25 protein-coding genes are annotated in these 22,414 nt (G+C 68.6%); 9 read left to right on the top strand and 16 right to left on the bottom strand.

Going from position 1 to position 22,414, the window contains the following annotated elements; translation table 11 throughout:
- Positions 1 to 24: 24 nt before the first annotated feature.
- Entirely contained in the window at positions 25 to 1,881 is a 1,857-nt protein-coding gene (gene metG / locus ACY5J6_RS08385; protein ID WP_462844528.1) for a methionine--tRNA ligase, read from the top strand.
- An 88-nt stretch (positions 1,882 to 1,969) separates the two neighbouring features.
- Here the strand turns inward: metG and ACY5J6_RS08380 are convergent, their stop codons facing one another.
- Positions 1,970 to 3,289 carry a S41 family peptidase gene (locus tag ACY5J6_RS08380; RefSeq protein WP_462844527.1) on the bottom strand — a complete coding sequence of 440 codons (1,320 nt, stop codon included), beginning with the start codon at positions 3,287 to 3,289 and terminating at the stop codon, positions 1,970 to 1,972.
- A gap of 76 nt (positions 3,290 to 3,365) precedes the next feature.
- Here ACY5J6_RS08380 and ftsE point away from each other — a divergent pair, with 76 nt between their 5' ends.
- Positions 3,366 to 4,094, top strand: a complete 729-nt coding sequence (gene ftsE, locus ACY5J6_RS08375) for a cell division ATP-binding protein FtsE (RefSeq protein ID WP_462844526.1) — start codon at positions 3,366 to 3,368, stop codon at positions 4,092 to 4,094.
- Positions 4,091 to 4,651, top strand: coding sequence for a ribosome hibernation-promoting factor, HPF/YfiA family (gene hpf / locus ACY5J6_RS08370; protein ID WP_462844525.1), 561 nt, complete (start codon positions 4,091 to 4,093; stop codon positions 4,649 to 4,651). The genes ftsE and hpf overlap by 4 nt, the downstream gene beginning before the upstream one ends.
- A gap of 87 nt (positions 4,652 to 4,738) precedes the next feature.
- On the opposite strand, the gene ACY5J6_RS08365 is transcribed toward hpf, so the two are convergent.
- From ACY5J6_RS08365 to ACY5J6_RS08355, 3 genes are read right to left on the bottom strand one after another with little or no spacing between them, the layout of a single operon-like run.
- On the bottom strand, positions 4,739 to 5,989 hold the full coding sequence (locus ACY5J6_RS08365) for a murein hydrolase activator EnvC family protein (protein ID WP_462846511.1): 1,251 nt from the start codon (positions 5,987 to 5,989) through the stop codon (positions 4,739 to 4,741).
- Positions 5,990 to 5,993: 4 nt separating this feature from the next.
- Positions 5,994 to 6,848 (bottom strand): cell division protein FtsX, encoded by an 855-nt coding sequence (locus tag ACY5J6_RS08360; protein WP_462844524.1) that lies wholly within the window; start codon positions 6,846 to 6,848, stop codon positions 5,994 to 5,996.
- Between the two features lie 36 nt (positions 6,849 to 6,884).
- Positions 6,885 to 7,307 carry a peroxiredoxin gene (locus tag ACY5J6_RS08355; RefSeq protein WP_462846510.1) on the bottom strand — a complete coding sequence of 141 codons (423 nt, stop codon included), beginning with the start codon at positions 7,305 to 7,307 and terminating at the stop codon, positions 6,885 to 6,887.
- Between the two features lie 125 nt (positions 7,308 to 7,432).
- Between ACY5J6_RS08355 and ACY5J6_RS08350 the strand changes: the two genes are divergently transcribed.
- A complete protein-coding gene (locus ACY5J6_RS08350; protein ID WP_462844523.1) occupies positions 7,433 to 7,678 on the top strand; it encodes a hypothetical protein in 246 nt (81 codons plus the stop codon).
- Here ACY5J6_RS08350 and ACY5J6_RS08345 read toward each other — a convergent pair.
- Genes ACY5J6_RS08345 through ACY5J6_RS08320 form a run of 6 tightly spaced genes read right to left on the bottom strand, consistent with a single transcriptional unit; the run spans position 7,675 to position 13,563 of the window.
- Positions 7,675 to 8,604: a vWA domain-containing protein gene (locus tag ACY5J6_RS08345; RefSeq protein WP_462844522.1), complete on the bottom strand. Its 930-nt coding sequence runs from the start codon at positions 8,602 to 8,604 to the stop codon at positions 7,675 to 7,677. The genes ACY5J6_RS08350 and ACY5J6_RS08345 overlap by 4 nt on opposite strands.
- Positions 8,601 to 9,521 (bottom strand): vWA domain-containing protein, encoded by a 921-nt coding sequence (locus ACY5J6_RS08340; RefSeq protein ID WP_462844521.1) that lies wholly within the window; start codon positions 9,519 to 9,521, stop codon positions 8,601 to 8,603. Before ACY5J6_RS08340 ends, ACY5J6_RS08345 begins: the two co-directional genes overlap by 4 nt.
- Complete coding sequence (locus tag ACY5J6_RS08335) at positions 9,488 to 10,357, bottom strand: DUF58 domain-containing protein (RefSeq protein ID WP_462844520.1); 870 nt, start codon at positions 10,355 to 10,357, stop codon at positions 9,488 to 9,490. Before ACY5J6_RS08335 ends, ACY5J6_RS08340 begins: the two co-directional genes overlap by 34 nt.
- Positions 10,317 to 11,354, bottom strand: coding sequence for an AAA family ATPase (locus ACY5J6_RS08330; protein WP_462844519.1), 1,038 nt, complete (start codon positions 11,352 to 11,354; stop codon positions 10,317 to 10,319). Before ACY5J6_RS08330 ends, ACY5J6_RS08335 begins: the two co-directional genes overlap by 41 nt.
- A 56-nt stretch (positions 11,355 to 11,410) precedes the next feature.
- Entirely contained in the window at positions 11,411 to 12,505 is a 1,095-nt protein-coding gene (locus ACY5J6_RS08325) for a zinc-dependent alcohol dehydrogenase (protein WP_462844518.1), read from the bottom strand.
- On the bottom strand, positions 12,502 to 13,563 hold the full coding sequence (locus ACY5J6_RS08320; RefSeq protein WP_462844517.1) for a class II aldolase/adducin family protein: 1,062 nt from the start codon (positions 13,561 to 13,563) through the stop codon (positions 12,502 to 12,504). Before ACY5J6_RS08320 ends, ACY5J6_RS08325 begins: the two co-directional genes overlap by 4 nt.
- A 45-nt stretch (positions 13,564 to 13,608) precedes the next feature.
- Between ACY5J6_RS08320 and ACY5J6_RS08315 the strand changes: the two genes are divergently transcribed.
- Positions 13,609 to 14,592: a P1 family peptidase gene (locus tag ACY5J6_RS08315; RefSeq protein ID WP_462844516.1), complete on the top strand. Its 984-nt coding sequence runs from the start codon at positions 13,609 to 13,611 to the stop codon at positions 14,590 to 14,592.
- Here ACY5J6_RS08315 and ACY5J6_RS08310 read toward each other — a convergent pair.
- Genes ACY5J6_RS08310 through ACY5J6_RS08285 form a run of 6 tightly spaced genes read right to left on the bottom strand, consistent with a single transcriptional unit; the run spans position 14,569 to position 18,106 of the window.
- Positions 14,569 to 15,573, bottom strand: a complete 1,005-nt coding sequence (locus ACY5J6_RS08310) for a S1C family serine protease (protein ID WP_462844515.1) — start codon at positions 15,571 to 15,573, stop codon at positions 14,569 to 14,571. The genes ACY5J6_RS08315 and ACY5J6_RS08310 overlap by 24 nt on opposite strands.
- Before the next feature lie 51 nt (positions 15,574 to 15,624).
- Positions 15,625 to 16,725: a YwiC-like family protein gene (locus tag ACY5J6_RS08305; protein WP_462844514.1), complete on the bottom strand. Its 1,101-nt coding sequence runs from the start codon at positions 16,723 to 16,725 to the stop codon at positions 15,625 to 15,627.
- 44 nt (positions 16,726 to 16,769) lie between these two features.
- Complete coding sequence (locus ACY5J6_RS08300; RefSeq protein ID WP_462844513.1) at positions 16,770 to 17,141, bottom strand: hypothetical protein; 372 nt, start codon at positions 17,139 to 17,141, stop codon at positions 16,770 to 16,772.
- The gene (locus tag ACY5J6_RS08295; protein WP_462844512.1) at positions 17,138 to 17,434 is read right to left on the bottom strand and encodes a cupin domain-containing protein; all 297 of its coding nucleotides are present in this window, start codon (positions 17,432 to 17,434) and stop codon (positions 17,138 to 17,140) included. The genes ACY5J6_RS08300 and ACY5J6_RS08295 overlap by 4 nt, the downstream gene beginning before the upstream one ends.
- Positions 17,431 to 17,634: a DUF542 domain-containing protein gene (locus ACY5J6_RS08290; RefSeq protein ID WP_462844511.1), complete on the bottom strand. Its 204-nt coding sequence runs from the start codon at positions 17,632 to 17,634 to the stop codon at positions 17,431 to 17,433. Before ACY5J6_RS08290 ends, ACY5J6_RS08295 begins: the two co-directional genes overlap by 4 nt.
- A 46-nt stretch (positions 17,635 to 17,680) precedes the next feature.
- Positions 17,681 to 18,106 carry an RrF2 family transcriptional regulator gene (locus ACY5J6_RS08285; protein ID WP_462844510.1) on the bottom strand — a complete coding sequence of 142 codons (426 nt, stop codon included), beginning with the start codon at positions 18,104 to 18,106 and terminating at the stop codon, positions 17,681 to 17,683.
- Positions 18,107 to 18,266: 160 nt separating this feature from the next.
- On the opposite strand from ACY5J6_RS08285, the gene ACY5J6_RS08280 reads away from it, so the two are divergent.
- The 4 genes from ACY5J6_RS08280 (at position 18,267) to ACY5J6_RS08265 (ending at position 22,391) form a co-directional block, all read left to right on the top strand.
- Positions 18,267 to 18,932: a c-type cytochrome gene (locus tag ACY5J6_RS08280; RefSeq protein WP_462844509.1), complete on the top strand. Its 666-nt coding sequence runs from the start codon at positions 18,267 to 18,269 to the stop codon at positions 18,930 to 18,932.
- A 10-nt stretch (positions 18,933 to 18,942) separates the two neighbouring features.
- On the top strand, positions 18,943 to 20,373 hold the full coding sequence (locus tag ACY5J6_RS08275) for a cbb3-type cytochrome c oxidase subunit I (protein ID WP_462844508.1): 1,431 nt from the start codon (positions 18,943 to 18,945) through the stop codon (positions 20,371 to 20,373).
- Positions 20,366 to 20,662, top strand: coding sequence for a hypothetical protein (locus ACY5J6_RS08270; protein WP_462844507.1), 297 nt, complete (start codon positions 20,366 to 20,368; stop codon positions 20,660 to 20,662). Before ACY5J6_RS08275 ends, ACY5J6_RS08270 begins: the two co-directional genes overlap by 8 nt.
- Positions 20,663 to 20,780: 118 nt before the next feature.
- A complete protein-coding gene (locus ACY5J6_RS08265; RefSeq protein WP_462844506.1) occupies positions 20,781 to 22,391 on the top strand; it encodes a cytochrome D1 domain-containing protein in 1,611 nt (536 codons plus the stop codon).
- Positions 22,392 to 22,414: the final 23 nt, after the last annotated feature.

Below are 22,414 nucleotides of genomic sequence, written 5' to 3'. Positions count from 1 at the left end.
CCCGGTTTTTTTTAGGGAGGGCGCATGGAAAAGGTCTTTTACGTGACCACCCCCATCTACTACGTGAACGCCGAGCCCCATCTGGGCCACGCCTACACCACGGTGGTGGCGGACTTCCTGGCCCGATGGCACCGCCTGGACGGCTACCGCACCTTCTTCCTCACCGGCACCGACGAGCACGGGGAGACGGTCTACCGGGCGGCCGAGAGGGCAGGGGAAGACCCCAAGGCCTTCGTGGACCGGGTCTCCAGGCGCTTCAAGCGGGCCTGGGACCTCCTCGGCATCGCCTACGACGACTTCATCCGCACCACGGAGGAAAGGCACAAGAAGGTGGTAGAGCTCGTCCTAAAGAAGGTCTACGAGGCCGGGGACATCTACTACGGGGAGTACGAGGGCCTCTACTGCGTCTCCTGCGAGCGCTTCTACACGGAGAAGGAACTCGTGGAGGGCCTCTGCCCCATCCACGGGCGGCCCGTGGAGCGGCGGAAGGAGGGGAACTACTTCTTCCGCATGGAGAAGTACCGCCCCTGGCTCCAGGAGTACATCCAGGAAAACCCCGACCTCATCCGCCCCGAGGGGTACCGGAACGAGGTCCTGGCCATGCTCGCCGAGCCCATCGGGGACCTCTCCATCTCCAGGCCCAAATCCCGCGTCCCCTGGGGCATCCCCCTCCCCTGGGACGAGAACCACGTCACCTACGTCTGGTTTGACGCCCTCCTGAACTACGTTTCCGCCCTGGGCTACCCCGAGGGGGAGGCCTACCGGACCTTCTGGCCCCACGCCTGGCACCTCATCGGCAAGGACATCCTGAAGCCCCACGCCGTCTTCTGGCCCACCATGCTGAAGGCCGCAGGGATCCCCATGTACCGCCACCTGAACGTGGGGGGGTTTTTGCTGGGCCCGGACGGGCGCAAGATGTCCAAGACCCTGGGGAACGTGGTGGACCCCTTCGCCCTTCTGGAAAAGTACGGCCGGGATGCCCTGCGCTACTACCTCCTCCGGGAGATCCCCTACGGCCAGGACACCTCGGTGAGCGAGGAAGCCCTCAAGACCCGGTACGAGGCCGACCTGGCCGACGATCTGGGGAACCTGGTGCAGCGGACCCGGGCCATGCTCTTCCGCTTTGCCGAGGGCCGCGTCCCCGAGCCCGTGGCGGGGGAGGAACTGGCCGAGGGGACGGGGCTTGCCGGGAGGCTAAGGCCTTTGGTGCGGGAGCTCAAGTTCCACGTGGCCCTCGAGGAGGCCATGGCCTACGTCAAGGCCTTGAACCGCTACATCAACGAGAAGAAGCCCTGGGAGCTCGCCAAGAAGGAGCCGAAGGAGGCCCGGGCCGCGCTCTACCGGGTGGTGGAGGGCCTCAGGATCGCCTCCATCCTCCTCACCCCCGCCATGCCGGACAAGATGGCGGAGCTTAGGCGGGCCTTGGGGCTTAAGGAGGAGGTGCGCCTCGAGGAGGCCGAGCGCTGGGGCTTGGCCGAGCCCCATCCCATCCCCGAGGAGGCTCCCGTCCTCTTCCCGAAGGAGGAGCGAAGGGCCGCTTCCAAGGAGGAGGCCAGGGAGAGCATCGGCATAGAGGACTTCGCCAAGGTGGAGCTCCGGGTGGCGGAGGTGGTGGCCGCGGAGAGGCACCCGAACGCCGACCGCCTCCTCGTCCTCCGGCTTTCCCTGGGGAACGAGGAGCGCACCGTGGTCTCGGGGATCGCCAAGTGGTACCGCCCCGAGGAGCTGGTGGGCAAGAAGGTGGTCCTGGTGGCGAACCTCAAGCCCGCCAAGCTCCGGGGCATTGAGAGCCAGGGGATGATCCTGGCCGCCCAGGAGGGGGAGGCCCTGGCCCTGGTGACCGTGGAGGGGGAGGTGCCGCCCGGGGCGGTGGTGAAATAAGCCCGGGGCTCTCGGTCTACAGCCTTACCCTAAGGCACGCGAAGCCCCTTTTGGGGCCCCCGTTGCGGCTTTCGCCGCAACGGGGTACTTAGCGGTTCAGCTCCTCCAGGGCCCGCTTCAGGATGGCGTCGTTCTCGGGGTCCAGCGCGGCCTGGCCCCGCTCCTCGGGGAGGGGCCTTTGCCGCTGGGGCTCGGCGTAGGTGAACTTGCCTTCCCCGTCGGCCTTCACCCTCACCGTCTTGCCGTTTAGGGTCACCGTCACCTCCGCCCCGGGCGGGGCCCCCGCTCCCTGGAGGGAGAAGGGGGTGGGGAAGCGGGTGTCCTTGACCTCGATGTCGGGCTTTAGGCCCTCCTTGTTGATGGCCCGGCGCTTGGGGGTGAGCCACTCAAAGGTCACCAGGGTGAGCTCGCCCCCGTTGGCCAGGGTGTAGGGGGTCTGGCCCACGCCCTTGCCGAAGGTCTTCTCCCCGATAAGCTTGGCCCGGCCGTAGTCCTGGAGGGCCCCGGCCACGATCTCGCTGGCCGAGGCGGAGTTCCCGTTCACCAGGACCACCATGGGCCCGTCCCAGAGGGGCCTTCCCGTGGCCTCGCACCAGACCCGGGTGAGGTTCTTGGTGCGGGTGTAGACGATGGGTCCTTCCTTCAGGAAGGCGCTGGCCACGGCGCACCCCTGGTCCAGGAGGCCGCCGCCGTTGTCCCGGAGGTCAAAGATGAGCTTCTTTACCCCTTGGGCCTTTAGGTCCTCTATGGCCTTCTTCAGCTGGTCCTCCACCTTGAAGTTGGCGAAGGTTTCCAGGGCCACGTAGCCCACGTCCCCAATCCTGCCCGTGGAGACCGAGATGATCTCCACTTTCTCCCGGACGAGCTCAAAGACCAAGGGGGCGGGAACCCCTTCCCGGCGCACCTTGAGGGTGACCTTGGTCCCCTCCCGGCCGCGGATGCGGGCCACCACCTCCTGGAGGGGAAGCTTGGTCACGTCCTCCCCGTCCACCTCGAGGATCACGTCCCCGGCCCTGAGGCCCGCCCGCTGGGCGGGAAGCCCCTTCATCACCCCCTCAATCCTGGCCCCGGTGCCGTCGGGGTTGGCGGGGGTGAGGGTGGCCCCGATGCCGTAGAACTCCCCCCTTAGGTCTTCCTGCCGCAGGCTCGCCCGCTGGGGCGGCGAGTAGCTGGTGAAGGGGTCCTCGAGGGCCTGGACCATCCCCCCGATGGCCCCCTCCAGGAGCTTGTTCAGCTTTTCCCGGGGAAGGGACTCCAGGTAGTCCTGCTGGATCCTCTGGTAGACCTCCAGAAGGGCCTGGCCGTTGGGGTTCTGCAACAGGTTTTCCGCCTGGGGGCGGGGGAGCTGGGCGTAGACCAAGGCCAAGAGCACCCCAAGCCCTGCGATGACCCATGCGCTTCGCTTCATCTTCTCCCTCACTCGCCTTCACTATAGCGCCTTTCCATGAGAACAAAGCGTGCCCCACCTCCCCTATAGTGGGGGCATGATCGCCTTCCACCGGGTGAGCCTGGAGTACCCCCGCACCAAGACCAAGGCCCTCTACAACGTGAACCTCGAGGTCAAGAAGGGAGAGTTCGTCTTCGTGGTGGGGCACTCGGGGGCGGGAAAGTCCACCCTTCTGGCCCTCATCCTCAGGCGGCTTATCCCCACCCAGGGAGCGGTCTACTTCGCCGGGCAGAACCTGAAGGCCTTAAAGGGAGACGGCATCGCCCTCCACCGCCGCCGGATCGGCATGGTCTTCCAGGACCACCGGCTCCTCGCCGACATGACCGTGGAGGAGAACTTGGCCTTCGTCCTCCAGGTCCAGGGCGTTCCCCGTAGGGAGTGGCCGGAAAGGATCACCACCGCCCTTCGCCGGGTGGGGCTTGCCCACAAGAAGCGGGCCTTCCCCGAGGAGCTTTCCGTGGGGGAGGCCCAGCGGGTGGCCCTGGCCCGGGCGCTTCTTCTGGACCCCCCGGTCATCCTCGCCGACGAGCCCACGGGCAACCTGGATCCGGAGAACGCCCTCCAGGTGCTGGACATCCTCAAGGCCGCCCACCAGCGGGGGGCCACGGTGGTGGTGGCCACCCATAGCCGGGAGCTTTTGGAGGCCTACCCTACCCGGGTCGTGGTGCTGAAGGCGGGGCAGGTGGTGCGGGACGAGCGTCCCGGGGAAGGTGGTAGCATAAGGGTAAGGGAAAGCCCTGACCGGGGCGGAAAGGAGGGCGCATGAACATCTACAAGCTCATCGGCCGCAACCTGGAGATCACCGACGCCATCCGGGACTACGTGGAGAAAAAGCTTTCCCGCCTGGACCGCTACCAAAACGGGGAGCTCATGGCCAAGGTGGTCCTTTCCCTGGCGGGAAGCCAGCACGTGGAGCGCAAGGCCAAGGCCGAGGTGCAGGTGGACCTCCCCGGGGGGCTGGTAAGGGTGGAGGAGGAGGACCCCGACCTTTACGTGGCCATTGACCGCATGGTGGACCGCCTGGAGACCCAGCTCAAGCGCTTCAAGGAGCGCCGCTACTTGGGCAAACGCCACTCCTACCAGGGTCCCCCTCCCCCCGAGGTGCGGGACCTCGAGGCCCTGCGCAAGCCCGAGGAGGAGGAAGGCCCCAGGATCGTGCGGGTGAAGCGCTTTGAGATGAAGCCCATGGACCCCGAGGAGGCCGCCTTCCAGATGGAGGCCCTGGGGCACGACTTCTTTGTCTTCCGCAACGCCAAGACCGACGAGATCAACGTCATCTACCGCCGCAAGGACGGCAACTACGGGCTCATAGAGCCCGCCTAAGCGCCCGCGCTTTGGTTTCGCAACGAACTGAGGCTGGGAAAAAGCTTTTTGGGGGCCCCCGCCGCGGCGAAAGCCGCGGTGGGGTATTTAGTAGTAGGCCGAGGGGTCCACGAAGCGGGTCTCCCCTCCCACCCGCACCGCCACCCGGAACTCCAGCTCGTCTGGGGGGATGAGTAGCCCTCCGCCGGTGTAGCCCAGCACCTGGCCCTGGCGCACCCGCTCCCCCTCCTGCACCAGGGGTTCTTGCAGGTTGGTGTACACGGTGGAGAGGGTTTCCGTGTGCACCAGCATCACCGTGTAGCCCAGGTTGGGCAGGTAGAGGATCCCCGCCACGTACCCCTCCGCCGCCGCCTGGACGGGGCTTCCCGGGGCGGGCCCCTGGATCACCTGGAAGGGCCCCTCTTGGCCGTAGGGCACCAGCACCCTTCCCCCGGGCAGGGGGAAGGCCAGGCGGCCCACGGCGGCCGGAAGGGGCGGAGGAGGCACCACCACCTGAGGAGAAGACCTGGAGGCGGCCTGCTGCCTCTGGGCGGCCTCCTGGCGCCGCCTTTCCTCCTCCTGCCTTTGGAGCTCCAGGAGCCTCTGCCTTTCGGAGAGCACCCGGGCCTGGAGCTGGGACAGGGCGCTTTGCAGGCGCTGGCGTTCGCTGAGGGCGTCCCGGAGGAGGGCCTTTTTGCCCTCCTCTTCCCGGCGGAGGCTTTTCAGGGTGGCCTCGAGGCTCTGGCGCTGGGATTCCAGCTCCTTTTGGTTCTCCGCCAGGGCCCTTTCCTTGGCGGTGAGGTCTTGGAGAAGGAGGGCCAGGCGCTCCCGCTCCTCCTTGAGGGCCTTGAGGGTGGCCTGGAAAAGGCGCACCAGCTCGGTGTCCTGCCGGGAGATGTAGCCCACCCAGCGGGCCCGCACCGCCAGGTCGGTGAAGGACTGGGCCCGAAGGAGGGGCAGGTACCGGCCGGACCGCTCCCGGTAGAGGCTTCCCATGAGGGCCGCAAGCCTCCCCTTCAGGGCCTCGAGGTTCGCTTCCAGCTTGGCGATCCGGGCCTCGGTCTCCCGGATACTCTCCTTGAGCCGGGCGATTTCCCGGCGCAGGGCTTGCCTTTCCCCCTCGAGGCGGCGAATCTCCCCCTCCAGGCGGGTCTTTTCCGAAAGGAGGTTCTGCACCCTCTGGGAGAGGCGGGCGAGCTCGCGGTTGAGGCGCTGGATTTGCTCCTGGACCTTCTGGTCCAGGGCCCGGGCCCGGGCGGCCTCGGCCTCCAGGGCCCGCACCTTTTTTTCCTGGGTGGCCACGTCCTGCCCCAGGGCCAGGAAGGAGAGGAGAAGGCAAAGCCAAAGCCCAAGCCGCACCACCCTAGACCTCCTTGAGGTAGGCCCGGCTGGCCATGTAGGCTCCCCCTGCCCCCAGCACCAGGGCCAGGGAGAGGACCCCCAGGGCGGTTCGCAGGAGATCCCCCGGGCCCAGGACCGGGAGGAAGGGGAGGAGGCCCTGGAGGGCCCGGGAAAGCCCCAGATAGAGGCCTCCTCCCGAAAGCACCGCCAGAAGCCCGGCCACCAGGGTCAGGAGGAGGCCTTCCACCACAAAGGGCCCCTGGACGAAGCGCCGTGTGGCCCCCACCAGGAGCATGATGGCCAGCGCCTCCTTGCGGCTTTCCACCGAAAGGCGGATGGAGCCCATCACGCTGAAGAAGGTGTTGAGGAGGAGAAGCCCCACCAGCACCCCCATGGCCAGGCGGCTTCCCGCGAGCACCTGCACCAGGCGCTCGGTGAGCTCCCCTCCGTATTCCACCCCTTCCACCCCGGGAAGCCTCCGGAGGCGCTCGGCTACGGCGCGCACCGCTTCCGGGTTCCTCAGCCGCAGCCGCAGGGTGTCGGGGAGGGGATTCCCCACCAGGTCCTTGGCCTCGGCCAGGTAGGGGTAGTCCAGGACCAGCTGGGCCAGGGCCTCCTCCTTGGGCACCAGGCGCACCTCCCCCACCTCGGGCCAGGCCTGGATCTCGGTGAGCAAAGCCTCCACGTGGGTGTCCCCCTTGAGGAAGGCGGCCACCTCCAGCTCCTTTTCCAGGCTCTGCACCACCTTTTCCAGGTTCCAGAGGAGAAGGCCCAGGAAGTAGAGGAGGGCGAAGGAGACCAAGGCGGTGAAGAAGGTGGCGAGGCTGGCCGTGGGGTGCCTCAGGATCTGGCGAAGGGCCTCGCGGAGGGCGTACACGCCCTACATCTTAAGCCTCCTCCGTGAGAAGGGCCTTTAGCGGGTCCGTTCCTTAAGGTAGGCGAGCACGGTGTCCGCGTCCTTGAAGGGGTTCACGCTCCGCCAGATGCGCTCAACCCGCCCTTCGGGGTTGAGGAGGACGGTGTCCCGGCGGTAGAAGCCGAGGAGGCTCCGCACCCCGTAGGCCCGGGCGAGGCGGCCCTGGGGATCGGGAATCATGCCGCCCTTTAGGGCAAGCTTCTCCACGAAGTCGCACTGTTCGGCGGCGGGGTCGTGGCTCACCCCGTAGACCCTGGCCCCGAGCCTCTGAAACTCGGGGTAAAGCTCCGAGTACCGCTTGGCCTGGGCGGTGCACCCGGGGCTTAGAGGACCACGGGGCGGCCGTAGCTGTCCTCGGCCTCGAGGAGGGGAGCCTTGTCCCCGGGGGAGAGGGCGGCGGCCCGGAGGAAGCCCAGGCAGAGGAGGAAGGCCGTGGCGCGCGCGAGGTCAGCCTAGGGGAAGACCCGCCCCTGGAAGATGGCCTGGGGAACAAAGGGTGTCAGGGGCCCTTTTCCCTCCCGGCGGGGCGGTGCTAGGGTGGACCCATGCGGTCCTTTCTTGTGGGCCTCGCCCTGGGGGGGCTTCTGGGGGCGGGGGTGGCCTTTATGGTCCGGGGGCCGGAGGCGGGGGCCTTGGCCGTCCAGCTTCCCGCCCCGGGCGAAGGGGCCTGCGAGCCCCAGGTCTACCTCTTTCTCAACGGGCAGTTCTTTCGCATGCTTCCCGTGCCCGGGGGGGAGCCCCAGGAGCTCTTCCCGGTGGAGCCCGTGCCCAACCCCTTCGGGGGCTCCTAGAGGGGGCTCAGGTAGCGCCTTAGGGCCAGGCCCAAAAGGGCCAGCGTTCCCCCCAGCGCTCCCAGGAGGCCCGTGGCCTCCGTGGGGCGGGCCTCGAGGCGCACCTCCTTGGCCAGCTCCAAGTAGATTTGGGCAAGTTCCTCCCTGGAGCGCACCAGGAAGCTCTTTCCCCCCGTGAGTTCGGCGATGGCCCAGAGGAGCTCCTCGTCCACCTCGTAGGCCCCCCAAAAACCGAAGCCGAAGGCGGGGTCCTCGGGCCCCGGGGTCCAGCCCGGCACCCCCACCCCCACGGTGTGCACCCGCACCCCCATCCTCTGGGCCTCCCCCGCGGCCTCCAGGGGGTCTATCCCGGTGCGGTTGCGGCCGTCGGTGAGGAGGAGGACCTCCCCCTTGCCCCCGGCCTCCCGGATCTGGCGCAACGCCTCCAGGATCCCCTCCCCGATGGCCGTGGAGCGGCCGAACTCCAGGCTTTGGAGGCTCTCCAGGAGGCGCCTGCGGTCGGCGGTGGGAGGGTGGACGGTCTGGGCGTAGCCGCTGAAGGCCACGAGGCCCACGCGGAGCCCCTTGGGGGCTTCCTGGAGGAAGGTGCGGGCAGCCTCCTTGGCGGCCTCGAGGCGGTTGGGCTTCAGGTCCGTGGCCATCATGCTCCGGCTCACGTCCACCGCCAGCACCACCACGTTGCCGCTGGTCTGGCCGGGGAGGGTGAGGAGGGGTCGTGCCGCCGCCAGGGCCAGGACCCCAAGGCCCAGGGCGAAGAGGGCCGTGGGGAGCCAGGGAAGGGGCCCTCGGGCCGCCTGGGCCGCCTCCTTAAGGAGGGGAAGGAGGGGGTGGGGAAGGGAGGCCTTGGGCCTTCTGCGATAAAGCCCCAGGAGGAGGAAGGCCAGGAGGAGGAGGAGGCTTAAGGCCTCCGGGGCCAGGAGGCTCACGGCCACCTCCCTTCCCGGGCGAGCTCGCTATAGGCCCCAAAGGCCAGGAGGAGGAACCCCAAAACCACCAGGGCCTGGGAGAGGTCCTGGGGGCGGGCCTGCCAGGCGTAGTGGGGCCTTAGGGCCTGGTAGAGGGGGTGGAAGTCCTCCTCCAGCACCCTTCCCCCCGTGGCCTGGGCCAGGCGCAGGAGGCGGAGGGGGTCTGCGGGCACGAAGTAGAGCCCCTCCCCGATCCGGCTCACCGCTCCCCGGGGGTCCCCCAGGGGGCGGACGTAAACGGGAAGCCCCGCCCGGGAAAGCTCCGCCGCCACCTCCAGGGGGTCTTGCCCGGCGTTGGCCGCCCCGTCCGTGAGGAGGAGGAGGGCGGCAGGGGGTTTTTCCCGGGGAAGGTCCCGCTCCGGGCCCTCGGGCCTTAGGAGGCGCTTGGCCTGGAGGAGGCCGTTGCCCAAGGGGGTGGTCCCCCCGGGCCTCAAGCCCTCCAGGGCCTCCAGAAGGCTCCTCCGGTCCCGGGTGGGGGAGAGGACCAGCACCGCCTGGGGCCCGAAGCTCACCAGGCCCACCTTCACCGAGGGGTCCAGGCCCCGGAGAAAGGCCCGGGCCAAGGCCTTGGCCTTCTCCATGCGGCTCGGGGCCTCGTCGTCGGCGGCCATGGAGTGGCTGGTGTCCACCACCAGCGCCACCTGGGTGAGGTTCTCCCGGGCGGGCAGGGTGGCCTCCGGGGCCCCCATCCCCAGGAGGAGGCAAAGGGGGGCGAGGAGGTAGGGAAGGGGAAGGGTGCGCCCCCTGGGGGCGAAGGCGGGGTCCAGGGTCCGGTAAAGCCGCTCCCGTCCCTTCCTCTGCGCCAGGAGGAGGGCGAGGAGGCCGAGTCCCAGGAGGACCGCCCCTAGGAGAAGGCCTTCCGGGCTCTTAAAGGCCATTTCCGCCCCCTTTCCACAAATCCCAGGAGAAGGGGCACCAGGTCCATCTCCGTGGAGGCCAGGAGGAGGTCCGCCCCCGCCCTATGGATTTCCCGGATGCGGGCCTTGCGGAGGGCCTCGGCCCTTGCCCGGTAGGCCTCCCGGACCCTGGGGTCCAGGGTGTTCACCTCGGCCCTTTCTCCCGTTTCGGGGTCGCGAAAGCTTAGGACCCCGGCCTCCGGCAGGGCCCGCTCCCAGGGATCTTCCACCAAAACGGCCACCACGTCATGCCGGGCGGCGAGGCGGGCCAGTGGCGTGTAAAAGGGATCCAGAAAATCCGAGAGAAGGAAGACCAGGCTCCGCCTTCGGGCCACCCGCCCCAGGAGGTCCAGGGCCTCCCCTAAAGGGGGGGTCTTTCCCGGCCTAAGCCCCTCCCGGGCCAGGAGGAGGGCCTGGGTCCTCCCGCCCTTTGGGGGGAGGAGGCCCGAAGGGAGGAGGGCCCCCACCCGGTTGCCGTGCCTTAGGGCGATGGAGGCCAAGGCCAGGGCGAGCTCCAGGGCCAGGGCGTACTTCTCCCGCCGCCTGCTGCCAAAGCGCATGGAGGGGCTTCCGTCCAGAAGGAGCCAGAGGGTGAGCTCCCTTTCTTCCCGGAAGCGGCGCACGTAAAGCTCCCCGGTGCGGGCGGTGGCGGGCCAGTCTATGCGCTCGGCCTCGTCCCCGGGGGCGTAAGGGCTGATCTCGGCCAGCTCCAGGCTTTTGCCGTACAACACCCCCCGGTAGTCCCCGAAGAGGAGCCCGTCCAGGGGACGCACCACCTTAAGCTCCAGGCGGGCCAAGAGGGCTTCGGGCGTCTCCATAGGGGTCGTGAAGGGGAACGAAAGGCGGGGGGAAGCGGTCCAGGATGGCCTTTAGCACCGCCTCCTGGTCCACCCCTTCCGCCAGGGCCTGGTAGGAGAGGACCAGGCGGTGGCGGAGGGCGTCCAAATAGAGGTCCCGCACGTCCTCGGGGAGGGCGTGGGCCCGGCCCCGGAGGAGGGCCAGGGCCTTGGCCCCCTGGACCAGGGCCAGGGAGGCCCGGGGGCTCGCCCCGAAGGCCACGTAGGGCCTGAGGTCCTCTAGCCCTGCCCTTCCCAGGTCCCGGGTGGCCTGGACCAGGGCCACGGCGTGTTCCGCCACCTTGGGGTGGACGTAGACCCGGTCCGCCAGGCGGGAGAGGGCCAGGAGGTCTTCCAAGGAGAGGACCTTCTCCACCCGGATCTCCTCCCCCGTGGTCATGCGGCGCACGATCTCCAGCTCCTCGTGGAAGGCGGGGTAGCCCACCACCACCTTGAGGAGGAAGCGGTCCAACTGGGCCTCGGGGAGAGGGTAGGTGCCCTCGCTCTCAATGGGGTTCTGGGTGGCCAGGACCAGGAAGGGCTTGGGGAGGGGGTAGGTTTCCCTCCCCAAGGTGACCTGCCGCTCCTGCATGGCCTCGAGGAGAGCCGACTGCACCTTGGCCGGGGCCCGGTTGATCTCGTCGGCCAGGAGGAGGTGGGCGAAGATGGGGCCGAGCTCGGTCTTGAACTCCCCCTCCTTGGGGTTGTAGATGCGGGTCCCCAGGAGGTCGGCGGGCACCAGGTCCGGGGTGAACTGGATGCGCTTGAAGCTTCCCCCCAGGGCCTCGGCCAGGGTCTTCACCGCCAGGGTCTTGGCCAGGCCCGGCACCCCCTCGATGAGGAGGTGGCCCCGGGCCAGGAGGGCCACCAGCATCCTCTCCAGGAGGCGGTCCTGGCCCACGATAACCCGCTTGACCTCCTTGAGGAGCGCCCTAAGCCGCTCCCCCGCCTCTTCAAAGGGTGCCTCTTCCCAGGCCATGCCGCCTCCCGGGGTTTCCCAAGAGTATACCCCCTTCCCCCAAGGGCCAGTCCCCCTTAGGGCACATTTGGCCGGAAGAGGGCTTTGCCCCGGGCCTTGAGGGCCTCCCGCCACCCTTCCAGGGGATAGACCCCTCCCGCCAGGGCCTCGAGGCCTTCCAGCTCGGGAAGAAGCCCCACCGCTTCCCGGAACTCCTCCCGGGTGTAGGTGTAGCTTCCCCAAAGGGCCACCTCCTTGAACCAGAAGGGGGAGAGGTCCACAACCTCAAGCCCCGGCGCCCCCAGGAGGAGGACCTTCCCCCCTTCCCGGGCGAGGGTGAGGGCCTCCCGGAAGCCCCGGCCGCTTCCCGAGGCCTCCACCACCGCCTCGTACCCGCCCCTATAGCCCTCAAAGAGGAGGTAGCGGTAGCGCCGGGCCCGCGCCAAGAGGGCCTCCTTGGCGCTGGCGTAAACCCCGTCCGCCCCGAAGGCCTTGGCCCTTTCCGCCTGGTGGGGGTACTTGGCCACGGCGAGAAGCCTTCCCGCGTAGCCCAAGGCCCTTAGGAGCCTCACCGCCAGGAGGCCGAGGGTGCCCATCCCCAGGACCAGGACCTCCTCGGGCCAGGGCTTGAGTTTTTTTAAGCCCCTCAGGACCACCGCCAGGGGCTCGGCGAAGACGGCCCGCTCCTCGGGGACCCCTTGGGGGATGGGGTAGAGCCTTTCGGGGAGGGCCAGGACCCACTCCCCCCATCCCCCGGGGAGGTCCCGGTTGTAGCCCAGCATCCCCGGGGCCAGGGGGCCTTCCGCCACGTTCTGGCAAAGCCCCTCCTCCCCCTCCTGGCACCTGGGGCAGGAAGGAAGCCCCCGGTCGGCGCAGGCGAGGAGCGGGTTCACCGCCACGAGAGCCCCCTCGTATTCCCCCAGGATCTCGTGGCCCAGCACCGCGGGGAAGGAGAAGAAGGGGCTGATGGAGGGGGGGCTTTTCCCGTAGAGGAGGGCGAGGTCCGAGCCGCAGACCCCGCTCAGCCTCACCCTCACCCGCGCGAATCCCTCCCTTTCGGGAAGGGGCACCTCTTTGAGGGCGAGGGGCAGAAGCCCTTTGGGAAAGCGCTTGCCGAGAAGCCTCGCCCCGAAGAAGCGGGGGAGGGATGGGGTGTAGAGGAGGGCCTTCATGCCATGGGCACGGTGCGGATGAGCTTGCCCTCGATCCTTTCCAGGATCTCGTCCAGGCTACGCCCGGTGATGGTGAGGCCGTGGTTCTTGAGCCCCACCACGGCCCGGGCGGGGTCAGGGGCCTCCCGCACCTTCTCCGCCACCGCCTGGGCGAGCTCGTAGGTGCCGCAGGGGTAGTTGAAGGGGGTGGCGGGCACCCCCTCCATCCAGGCGTGGACGTGGAGGATGGCCCCCACCTCGGGGTGCTCCCGGTAGATCATCCAGTGCTCAATGGCGTCCACGCTCACCCGCCTCGGCTCCACGTGGGGGGGGACGGAGAGGAGGATGGTGTTCCTTTCGGGGTCGTAGTCCTTGACCATGAGGATGTCCCGGCCGATCTCCTTGAGGTTCGCCTTGTCCACCCCGCTTGCCGACATCCAGAAGCGCCGCTCGTCCTTGCGCGCGGAGAGGTTCCCGTAGGAGAGCCCCCCGATGCCGTAGAGCCGTTTCACGTGCCGCAGGTCCTCGGGGGAGAGGATCTCCTCGATGGGGAAGGGGGCGGGGAGGAGGTCCCACGCCTTGAGCTTCTTCCCCGCCCGGTACATGCTCTCCGTGAGCTCGTCCCCCTGCCAGAGCTCGGGCTCGAGGTCCGGCTCAAAGAGGTTGTTGATGACCAGGCGGCTGCAGGCGATGGGCCTTAGGCGCGCCGCCACCCGCTCGTAGAACCCCTCCCCCTCGGGCTCCCCGTAGTGGCCGAGCTCCAGGGTGAGGAACCTCGCGCCCTGGCCCGGCACGTAGGCCACGAGGACGTTGGAAAGCGCCCGGACCAGGTAGGGGTAGAGCTCCCGCAAGGGGTCTTGGGGAAAGGCGGGAAGCTCCAGGACCGAGGCCACGAAGGTGGCCTGGGCCTTGCGGCGATAGGGCCTGGGGTTTTCCGGGGTGATGGCGTTGAGGACCAGGTTGGGGGCTTCAGATTCCGGATTAAAGCGGAAGCCTTGGGCCTCGAGGGCCTTCCCGACGCCCTCTAGAAAAGGCCTGAGCCTGGGCGTGGGCTCGCCGTGGATGAGGTATTCCCACATGGTGCCCTCCTTGTCCTGGCCCCTAGCCTACCCCATACTGGGGCCATGGCGGAAGCGCTTTGGGGGGAAAAAGCCCTCCTTCCCGGGCTTAGGGTGGGCCACTTCACGGACCGGGAGGCCCTCACCGGGTGCACCGTGGTCCTGGTGGAGGAGGGGGCGGTGGCGGCGGCGGACGTGCGGGGGGCGGCCCCGGGCACCCGGGAGACGGACCTCCTCGCCCCCGAGAACACCGTGGAAAGGGTCCAGGCGGTCCTCCTCACCGGGGGAAGCGCTCTGGGCCTTGCCGCCGCGGACGGGGTGGTGCGCTACCTCTGGGAGCGGGGAAAGGGCTTCCCTACCCCCGGGGGCGTGGTGCCCATCGTGCCCGCGGCGGTGCTTTACGACCTGGGCCGGGGAGAGGCCTTCAGGCCCCCGGGAAGGGAGGCGGGGTATGGGGCTTGCCTGGCCGCAGGAGGCGGGGTGGCCGAGGGGAGCGTGGGGGCGGGGACGGGGGCCGTGGCGGGCGGGGTGAAGGGTGGGGTGGGCCTTGCGGGCTACCTCCTGGAGGAGGGCTTTAGGGTCATGGCCCTTGCCGCGGTGAACAGCCTCGGCCGCCCCTTTGACCCCCTCACGGGGAGGCTCTACGCCGAAGGCCTCCTCGCCCCGGAGGAGAAGGCGCTTCTTCCCGACCTCTCCCGCTACCGGGGACGGGAGGAGGACTACCGCTTCCCCTTCCTCCTCGGCCAGCACACCACCCTGGCGGTGGTGGCCACGGACGCCCCCCTCACCAAGGCCCAGGCCAAACGCCTCGCCATCATGGCCCAAGACGGCCTCGCCCGGGCCCTCCGCCCCGCCCACACCCCTTTGGACGGGGACCTGGTCTTCGCCCTGGCCCTGGGGGAGGGGAAGGGGGTGGAGCCCTACCTCCTCCTCCGCCTCGGGGCCTACGCCGCCGACGCCCTCGCCCGGGCCATCGCCCGGGGGGTGCTCTTGGCCGAGGGTCTGGGCTTCCCCACCTATAGGGGTTTAGCGGCCGGGGAAGGGGCTTAGGAGGACCTCTACCCGGAAGACCTCCCCGCCCCGCCGCACCGTGAGCCAGACCTTATCCCCCACCCGGTAGCGGCGCACCTCCCTAAGGAGGTCCTCAAAGGCGTTCACGGGGACGCCGTTCACCTCCAGGATCACGTCGGGGACGCCACCCGACTCCAGGCCCCTAAGCCCCGCCCGGTGGGCCGCCCCCCCCGGCACCACCTCCCCCACCAGCACGCCCCCCGGGGGGAGGCCGAGCTCCCGGGCGAGCTCGGGGGTGAGGGCCCGGGGGCCCCTTAGGCCTAGGTAGGGCCAGTAGCTCCGCTCGCCCTTTTCCAGGCCCGCCAGGCCTTCCTGCCTACCGAAAAGGGGGGTGAAGTAGCTCCGGAAGCCCTCCTCCGTCTGCCCGATGGCCACCGCCACCCCGAGGACCCGCCCCCCGGCGTCCAGCACCGGCCCCCCCGAGTCCCCGGGGGCTAGGGGCAGGGAGGTTTCCACCAGGCCCTGGGGGAGGAAGGGGGAGGGGCTGGCCTCGAGGCGGGTCACCCTCCCGTACCGGGGGGCGATGAACTGGTTCCGCCCGTTGCCGATGTGGAGCACCGCCTCTCCCACCCGGGGGCGCCGGGTTGTCTCCAGGGGAAGGAGGGCCGGGGCCTCGGCCTCCGTGGCCAGGACCGCCAGGTCCCAGGGCTCGGCGAAGCCCACTACCCGGGCCTCGGCTTGGGTGCGGTTGGAGAGGAAAAGCCGGAAAGGCCCCCCCTCGGCCACCACGTGGTAGGCGGTGAGGACGAGGCCCTCCGCGTAAAAGAAGCCCGTGCCCCGACCGCCCTCGGAGCCTTCCACGTGCAACACGGCGGGGTGGGCCTTGGCGTAGGCCTCCTGCAGGGCCTCGGGGCCCCCTTGTGCAGGCTCGGCCCAGAGGGGAGCAGGCCCCTTGGTGAGAAGGCCCTGGAGGGCTAGCCCCAGAGCCAGCAGCAGGGCCAGGGGCCGGAGGAACCGCATGGCCCTATTCTGCCCCTCCCTTTGGCCGGGAAGGGTGGTCAAGGCCACCCTTCAGTGCCAGAGGAGCAAAGCCCCGAGGAGCAAAAACCCGATCCCCGGCCAGGGGTGGGGGCGCTTCAGGAAGAGGTGCAGCTCCAAGACCCCGAGGAGGGCGAGGAGGGGGTGGGGGAGGAGCTTCTGGGCGAAGGCCAGGTAGAGGAGGCCGAGGAGGGCGTTGAGGTCGTAAAGCCCCACCAGGAAGCGCACCGGGCGGGGCACCTCCTTCCTTACCAGCAGGTAGAGCCCCAGGAAAAGGGCCAGGCCCCAAAGCCCCCACCCCAGGAAGCGGTGGAGGGAAGGCACCCCTAGGAGCGCCGTGGGGAGGCCCTGGAGGGTGTAGCCCAGGGCGGCGGACAGGACCACGAGGAGGCCGAAGCCCATCTGCGCCCAGCCCACCACCCGGGCGGGCGCCGGGGGGCGGGAAAGGGTGAGGCTCCCGTATAGGGCGAGGAGGAGGAGGGCGAGGAAGGCGGGGTGGGGGAGAAGGCGGCCTTGGGCGAGGAGCGAGGCCAAGAGGGCGCTCCCCCAGAGGGCGAGGAGGGCGGGGTAAAGCCTGGGGGTCTGGCCCCGGGCCCGCAGCACCTGGGTGCGGGCGTAGTAGAGGGCGGCCACGTCCCTGAGGGCCAGGGCGAGGAAGCTTCCCAGGGCCACCTCCGGGGGAAGCCCCCCGGCGAGGACCCCGGCGGGGGCGAGGGAGGCCATGAAGAGGGCGGCGGCCACCTCGGGGAAGAGGTCCCGGGCGCGGCTTTGGGCGTCGGCCCAGGCCATGTAGGCCCCCAGGGGCAGGGCGAGGAAAAGGGGCAGGAGGAAGGGCCCCCGGGCGGTGAAGGTGGCGAGGAGGAACCCAAGGAGGGCCAGGGCCAGGTAGACCCCCGCCACCTTCAGGGCGAGGTTTGTCCTGGGGAAGCGCTTGCCCCGCCTGAGGTCCTGGTAGAGGAGCTTCAGGGGGTGCCGGGCCAGGAAGCCGAAGAGGCCGAAAAGGAGAAGCCCCAGGGTGGGGAGGCCGGGGGCGAGGAGGAGGCCGAGGAGGAGGGGCTCGAGGGTGAAGCCCCAGCCCCCGTGCTCCGTGGGCAGGGCCACCGACTTCAGGGGAACGCTCGCGGTCGCGCGCATGGGCACCTCACAGGGTAGGGGAGGGGGCCCGGGACGGAGGTCCCTTAGGCCCAGAGCACCTCCAACATGAGAAGGACGAAGAGCCAACCGGCGGCGAGGGAAACCCCGGCGAAGAATCCCCAGACGCCCTTCCCCAGGCCCCAAGCCAGGGCCATGCCCAGAAGCCCGAGGTTCGCCAGGCCCACCTGGAGGAGGGCAAGCCCGGGCCTGCGGAAGACCACGCCCCGGAAGCGGGGCAGGGCGTGGTAGGCCACGCCGTAGATCATGAGGGCCACGAAACCCAAAAGCTGCATGTGGGCGTGGGCGGGGCGCCAGGTGTAGGGCAGGGCCCCCACGCCCAAAAGAAGCCCCACCAGGTTCGCCCCCGCGAACCAGAGGAGGGCCGTGGTGAGGGCCAGGCGGCTCGCCGGGATCATGGTCTTGGGGTGATGATCCCGAGGACCAGAAACCGCCCCTCCCCGGCCTTGGCCCCGTGAGGCTCCCCGGGCTCGCAGGCGAGAAGGGTGCCGGGGGTGGCGGCCACTTCCTTGTTCCCCGCCCACAGGGTGCCCGTGCCCTCGAGGCAAAGCAGGTGCACCCTGGGCTCCCCCTTCCCCCGCACCTCTTGGCCTTCTTGGAGGCTGAAGAGGACGAGGCGCACCTCGGGGTGGTCGGCGAGGAGCTCCACCCCCCGCACCGCCCCGTAGCGGGCCTTTTCCAGGAGGTTCACCGCCGGGCCTCCTCGGCGAGGAAGGCGCAGAGGGCCTCTAGGACCTCCCGGGGGTCCCGCCCGGCGGCCTTGGCCGCCTCCTCCAGGGGCTCGGCCCCGCCGCAGCAGGTGTCCAGGCCGAGGGCGTTTAGGAGCTTCACCGCCTCGGGAAAGCGCTTTAGGACCTCGTTCACGGTGGTCTTTGGGGTGATCCCTTCCATGCCCCTAAGCCTGATCCCCGGGGAGGGCTTGCCGCCATGACCTGGGTCAAGCTCCTTCCTGCACCGCGGGAAGGAGGTCTTTTAGGGTGAGGGAGGCGAAGGCCTTGCGGATCTCTTGGTTCAGGCGCACCAGGTTGGGCTTCAGGTAGCAAAACCCCCGCCTTTCCTCCGTGGGACAGCGCCTTAGCGCGGCGCAGAGGTCCAGGACCACGGGGCCGGACAGGGATTCCATGACCCTAAGCAAGCTGATTTCTTCGGGTGGGAGCTTCAGCCACACCCCACCCGCCCGGCCCACGCGGCTTTCCACCAGGCCCGCCTTGGCCAGCTTCTGGAGGACCTTGGCCATGAAAGCCGAGGGGGCTTTGAGCTTCTCGGCGATCTCCAAGGCGGAGAGGCCGGGTTCTTCCGCCAGAAGGAGAAGGGCATGGAGGGCGTAGGACTCTTCCCGTTTGAGAAGGCTTCGGAGGGCCATGGCCCCATGGTAACCCCCAGGAGGGGGCGCTTTGGGTAGCTCCCAGGAAGGAGGGCATCCGGAGAAGCGAAGGAACTTGGGACATTTGCCCTTGACTTGGGTCATGGAAACCCATCCCTGGAGGTCGGAGTTTATGAGCTGGAGGTGAAAGGAGGCGCGTATGGAGATCGGTTGGATAGAAACCACCATCGGGGCCCTCTTCGCCACGGTGGTCCTCACCCTGTGGCTCTCCCGGGGGTCGGGGTGGCTGGAGCCCCGCTTCTGGCGGAACGCCGCGGTGGTGAGCTCCCTCATCATGTCGGGCATCCTCGTCTACCTCACCGTGGACTCGGTGAACCAGATCCGCGAGGGCTCGGCGCGGGTGCCCGCCTACGCGGTCATCAACCGGGAGATCGGCCTCAAGCGGGATTACGAGAAGCGCCGGGACGTGCCGGTGATCGGCGAAGAGGTGGGCTTCTTCGGCAAGGTCTGGAGCGAGGCGGAGGCCTACGCCCTGGTCAACAAGGGCAAGATGACCCTGCAGAGCCGCAACTGCATGGACTGCCACACCCTCCTCGGCAACGGGGCCTACTTCGCCCCCGACCTCACCCGGGCCTGGCTGGACCCCAAGTGGGAGACCATGGTGAAGGGCATGACGGGCAAGGCCACCCGGGAGGAAGCCATGGCCGAGTGGCTCCAGCACCCGGACCGCTACCCCACCTTCGCCCGGCGCATGCCCAACCTCCACCTCACGGAGGAGGAGGCCCGGGCCCTGGTGGCCTTCTTGAAGTGGATGTCGGCCATAGACACCAACGGCTTCCCCGACCGCTTTGCGGCGGTGGAGTAGGAGGTGAAGCATGACCCAGGCTTTACCGCAGGGAAGGCTTTACGAGTCCCAGAAGCTCGCCCTTTGGTACTTCTGGGTGGCCCTCGCCCTTTTCGGGGCCCAGATCCTTTTTGGCCTCTTGGCCGCCTGGCAGTACCTGGACCCGGGCTTCCTTTACGGGAAGCTCAACTTCATGACCAACCGGATGCTCCACGTGAACGCCATGATCGTCTGGCTCCTTTTGGGCTTCATGGGCGGGGTCTACTGGTTCCTGCCCCTGGAGCTCGGGCGCGAGGTGGTGGGCATCCGGCTCGCCAAGGCCGCCTTCTTCACCCTGGTGGGCGCCGTGGCGGTGGTGGTCTTGGTCTACCTCTTGGTGCAGTACGGGCCGGGCAACGCCTTCACCCTCTGGCTCATCACCGAGGGCCGTGAGTACATAGAGGCCCCCCGCTGGGCGGACATCGGCATTGTGGCGGTGATGGCGGTTTTCCTCTACAACGTGGTGGCCACCGCCCTCAAGGCGCAAAGGATCACCGGGGTCGCGGCCGTGCTCATGTTTGACCTCGTGGCCCTGGCGGGGCTCTACACCGCGGGGATGCACTACACCCCCAACATCTCCATGGACCAGTACTTCTGGTGGTGGGTGGTGCACCTCTGGGTGGAGGCCACCTGGGAGGTGCTGGTGGGTTCCATCATGGCCATGGCCCTCATGCACCTTTTGGGGACGCCGAGGCGCATCGTGGAAACCTGGCTCTACCTCGAGGTGGCCCTGGTCTTCGGCACCGGGATTCTGGGCCTCGGCCACCACTACTTCTGGATCGGCACCCCGGAGTACTGGCTCGGCCTCGGCGGCTTCTTCAGCGCCCTCGAGCCCATCCCCCTGGTGGCCATGGTGGTCCACGCCGTCTACGACGCGGGGATGCACCGCATGCAGACGGTAAGCCAGCCCGCCCTCTTCTGGGCCATCGCCCAGGCCTTCGGCAACTTCATCGGGGCGGGGGTGTGGGGCTTCATGCAGACCCTGCCCCAGATCAACCTTTACTCCCACGGTACCCAGCTTGCCCCGGCCCACGGGCACCTGGCCTTCTTCGGGGCCTACGTGACCGCCATCCTCACCGTCATCTACATGGCCCTGCACCAGGTGCGCAGGCCCGAGCTTCCCCGGTTTGACTCTAAGCTCTGGAAGTGGGCCTTCCTCCTCATGGTGGTGGGCATCTTCGGCATGTCCGCGGCCATGACCGTGGCGGGCTTCACCCAGACCACGGTGGAGCGGGCCATCGGGGGAAGCACCTGGCAGGCCTACATTGAGGCCCAGACCCACCCCTGGTTCCAAAACGGCATGGTCTGGCGCTTCGTCTTCGGGGTCTTCTTCCTCCTAAGCTACCTGGTCCTTCTCTGGGATCTGGTTACCATCGGCAGGGGACAGGCTACCCGGGCCAAGGAGGTGGGAGCCCATGACTAGCGAGGCGGTGCGCGACCTGATGCTTTACGGGATGCTCATGGTCTCCGCCGCCGGCTTCTACGCCATGTTCTACGCCCTGGGGCGGATGCTCCATCGCCCCGGCGTGGTGCGCTTCTCCTACCTTTTCGCCCTCCTCCAGGCCCTGGGCGCCTTGGGGATGATCCTTCCCCCCCACCTGGATCCCTTTTGGCGCTACCTCATCGGGTTCAGCTCCCTGGTGTACCTCTTCGTCCCCCAGGGCATGTGGTGGGTGGTGACCACCTTCCACGAGCGGGAGCACGCCCACTGAACCCGGTCCAGGCCCCTGGGCCTCGAGGGGCCCGGGGGAGCTTTTTGTAGGGACTTTTGTCTTAGGACATCTGTCCTATTCGGATGAGGCTATCCTAGTTAGCGAAAGGAGGGAGATCGTGAAGCGGATAGGACTTTGGTTCGTGGCGGTCCTCTTGGGGGCCTTCGCCCTGGCGCAGGCCTCTTCGCCGCTGACCCCGGAGGAGAGGGCAAGGGCCTCGCAGATCTACTTTGACCGCTGCGCCGGGTGCCACGGGGTCTTGCGCAAGGGGGCTACGGGTCCGGCCTTAGACCCCAAGAAGATGGCGGAACGGGGGCTGGAGTACTTGAAGGCGGTGATCTTCGGCGGGCTTCCTGGGGGCATGCCCGACTGGGGGCGGCAGGGGATTCTGAGCGAGAAGGACACCGAGCTCATGGCCCGCTTCCTCCTGGAGGAGCCCCCTGCGCCTCCTATCCCCTCTTACGAGGAGATCCGCAAGACCTGGAGGGTCTACGTGCCCCCGGAGAAGCGGCCCACCAAACCCCAGCACAACCGCAACTGGCAGAACTTCTTCGGCCAGGTGCTCCGGGACACGGGCCAGGTGGCCATCATTGACGGGGACAAGAAGGAGCTGGTGACCATCGTGCCCACGGGCTTCGCCACCCACATCCTGCGCTCCAGCGCCACGGGGCGCTACTTCATGGCCATCGGCCGGGACGGGAAGGCGAGCCTCATTGACCTCTGGATGAACCCGCCCCAGGTGGTGGCGGAGTCCAAGCCCTGCGTGGACGCCCGCTCCATTGAGTCCAGCAAGTTCAAGGGCTACGAGGACAAGTACGCGGTGGTGGGCTGCTACTGGCCGCCCGCCATGGTCATCCTGGACGGGCAGACCCTGGAGCCCCTGAAGATGGTCTCCACCATGTCCTACACCAAGGGGGCGGGAGAGTTCGTCCAGGAGGCCCGGGTGGCGGCCATCGTGGCCAGCCAGTTCAACCCCGAGTGGATCGTGAACCTGAAGGAGTCGGGCCAGACCTGGCTCGTGGACTACTCCCAGCTCGCCAAGCCGGGCAGGCCCCTTCCCATCACCATGATCGACACCGAGCGCTTCCTCCACGACGGCGGCTGGGCCCTCAAGCGCTACTTCATCGTGGCGGCCAACGCGGTGAATAAGCTCATCGTGATAGACACCAAGACCCGGGAGTTCGTGGCCGAGGTGGAAGCCGGGGTGCGGCCCCACCCGGGCCGGGGGTCTAACTGGGAGCACCCCACCTATGGGCCGGTGTGGGCCACGGGGAACATCGGCAGCCCCGAGGTGACCGTGGTGGGCGTGGACCCCGAGAAACACCCCCAGTACGCCTGGAAGGTGGTGAAAAGGATCCAGCTCCCCTACGCGGGCACGCTTTTCATCAAGACCCACCCCAACAGCCCCTGGGTGATTGTGGATTTCCCCATGAGCCCAAGTCCCCAGGCCGCCGCCAGCCTCTGCGCCATCGACAAGCGCAAGCTGGAGGTCACCAAGTGCTGGGAGGTGCCCGGGGCCCAGGAGCTCAAGGCCCGCATGGTCCACCCCGAGTTCAACAAGGGGGGCACGGAGATCTGGGTCTCCGCCTGGGGGAGCAAGGACACCCCTACCTTCATCGTCGTCTACGACGCCCTGACCCTCAAGGAAAGGGCCCGGATTACCGGCGACTGGGTGCGCACGCCCACGGGTAAGTTCAACGTCTACAACACCGCCCACGACATCTACTGAAGCCCTTGGTGAAGCCCTTGGGG

It is taken from the genome of Thermus sp. H19.2 (genome assembly GCF_054979525.1).
Note: the sequence above shows the minus strand (reverse complement) of the source record. Positions and strands in the feature narration are given on the sequence as shown.

Excerpts from the sequence above, each read along its gene's own strand:
- metG (WP_462844528.1), top strand. The coding sequence starts at position 25 with ATGGAAAAGGTCTTTTACGTGACCACCCCCATCTACTACGTGAACGCC.
- ACY5J6_RS08380 (WP_462844527.1), bottom strand. The coding sequence starts at position 3,289 with ATGAAGCGAAGCGCATGGGTCATCGCAGGGCTTGGGGTGCTCTTGGCC.
- ftsE (WP_462844526.1), top strand. The coding sequence starts at position 3,366 with ATGATCGCCTTCCACCGGGTGAGCCTGGAGTACCCCCGCACCAAGACC.
- hpf (WP_462844525.1), top strand. The coding sequence starts at position 4,091 with ATGAACATCTACAAGCTCATCGGCCGCAACCTGGAGATCACCGACGCC.
- ACY5J6_RS08350 (WP_462844523.1), top strand. The coding sequence starts at position 7,433 with ATGCGGTCCTTTCTTGTGGGCCTCGCCCTGGGGGGGCTTCTGGGGGCG.
- ACY5J6_RS08340 (WP_462844521.1), bottom strand. The coding sequence starts at position 9,521 with ATGGCCTTTAAGAGCCCGGAAGGCCTTCTCCTAGGGGCGGTCCTCCTG.
- ACY5J6_RS08335 (WP_462844520.1), bottom strand. The coding sequence starts at position 10,357 with ATGGAGACGCCCGAAGCCCTCTTGGCCCGCCTGGAGCTTAAGGTGGTG.
- ACY5J6_RS08330 (WP_462844519.1), bottom strand. The coding sequence starts at position 11,354 with ATGGCCTGGGAAGAGGCACCCTTTGAAGAGGCGGGGGAGCGGCTTAGG.
- ACY5J6_RS08325 (WP_462844518.1), bottom strand. The coding sequence starts at position 12,505 with ATGAAGGCCCTCCTCTACACCCCATCCCTCCCCCGCTTCTTCGGGGCG.
- ACY5J6_RS08320 (WP_462844517.1), bottom strand. The coding sequence starts at position 13,563 with ATGTGGGAATACCTCATCCACGGCGAGCCCACGCCCAGGCTCAGGCCT.
- ACY5J6_RS08315 (WP_462844516.1), top strand. The coding sequence starts at position 13,609 with ATGGCGGAAGCGCTTTGGGGGGAAAAAGCCCTCCTTCCCGGGCTTAGG.
- ACY5J6_RS08310 (WP_462844515.1), bottom strand. The coding sequence starts at position 15,573 with ATGCGGTTCCTCCGGCCCCTGGCCCTGCTGCTGGCTCTGGGGCTAGCC.
- ACY5J6_RS08305 (WP_462844514.1), bottom strand. The coding sequence starts at position 16,725 with ATGCGCGCGACCGCGAGCGTTCCCCTGAAGTCGGTGGCCCTGCCCACG.
- ACY5J6_RS08300 (WP_462844513.1), bottom strand. The coding sequence starts at position 17,141 with ATGATCCCGGCGAGCCGCCTGGCCCTCACCACGGCCCTCCTCTGGTTC.
- ACY5J6_RS08290 (WP_462844511.1), bottom strand. The coding sequence starts at position 17,634 with ATGGAAGGGATCACCCCAAAGACCACCGTGAACGAGGTCCTAAAGCGC.
- ACY5J6_RS08285 (WP_462844510.1), bottom strand. The coding sequence starts at position 18,106 with ATGGCCCTCCGAAGCCTTCTCAAACGGGAAGAGTCCTACGCCCTCCAT.
- ACY5J6_RS08280 (WP_462844509.1), top strand. The coding sequence starts at position 18,267 with ATGGAGATCGGTTGGATAGAAACCACCATCGGGGCCCTCTTCGCCACG.
- ACY5J6_RS08275 (WP_462844508.1), top strand. The coding sequence starts at position 18,943 with ATGACCCAGGCTTTACCGCAGGGAAGGCTTTACGAGTCCCAGAAGCTC.
- ACY5J6_RS08270 (WP_462844507.1), top strand. The coding sequence starts at position 20,366 with ATGACTAGCGAGGCGGTGCGCGACCTGATGCTTTACGGGATGCTCATG.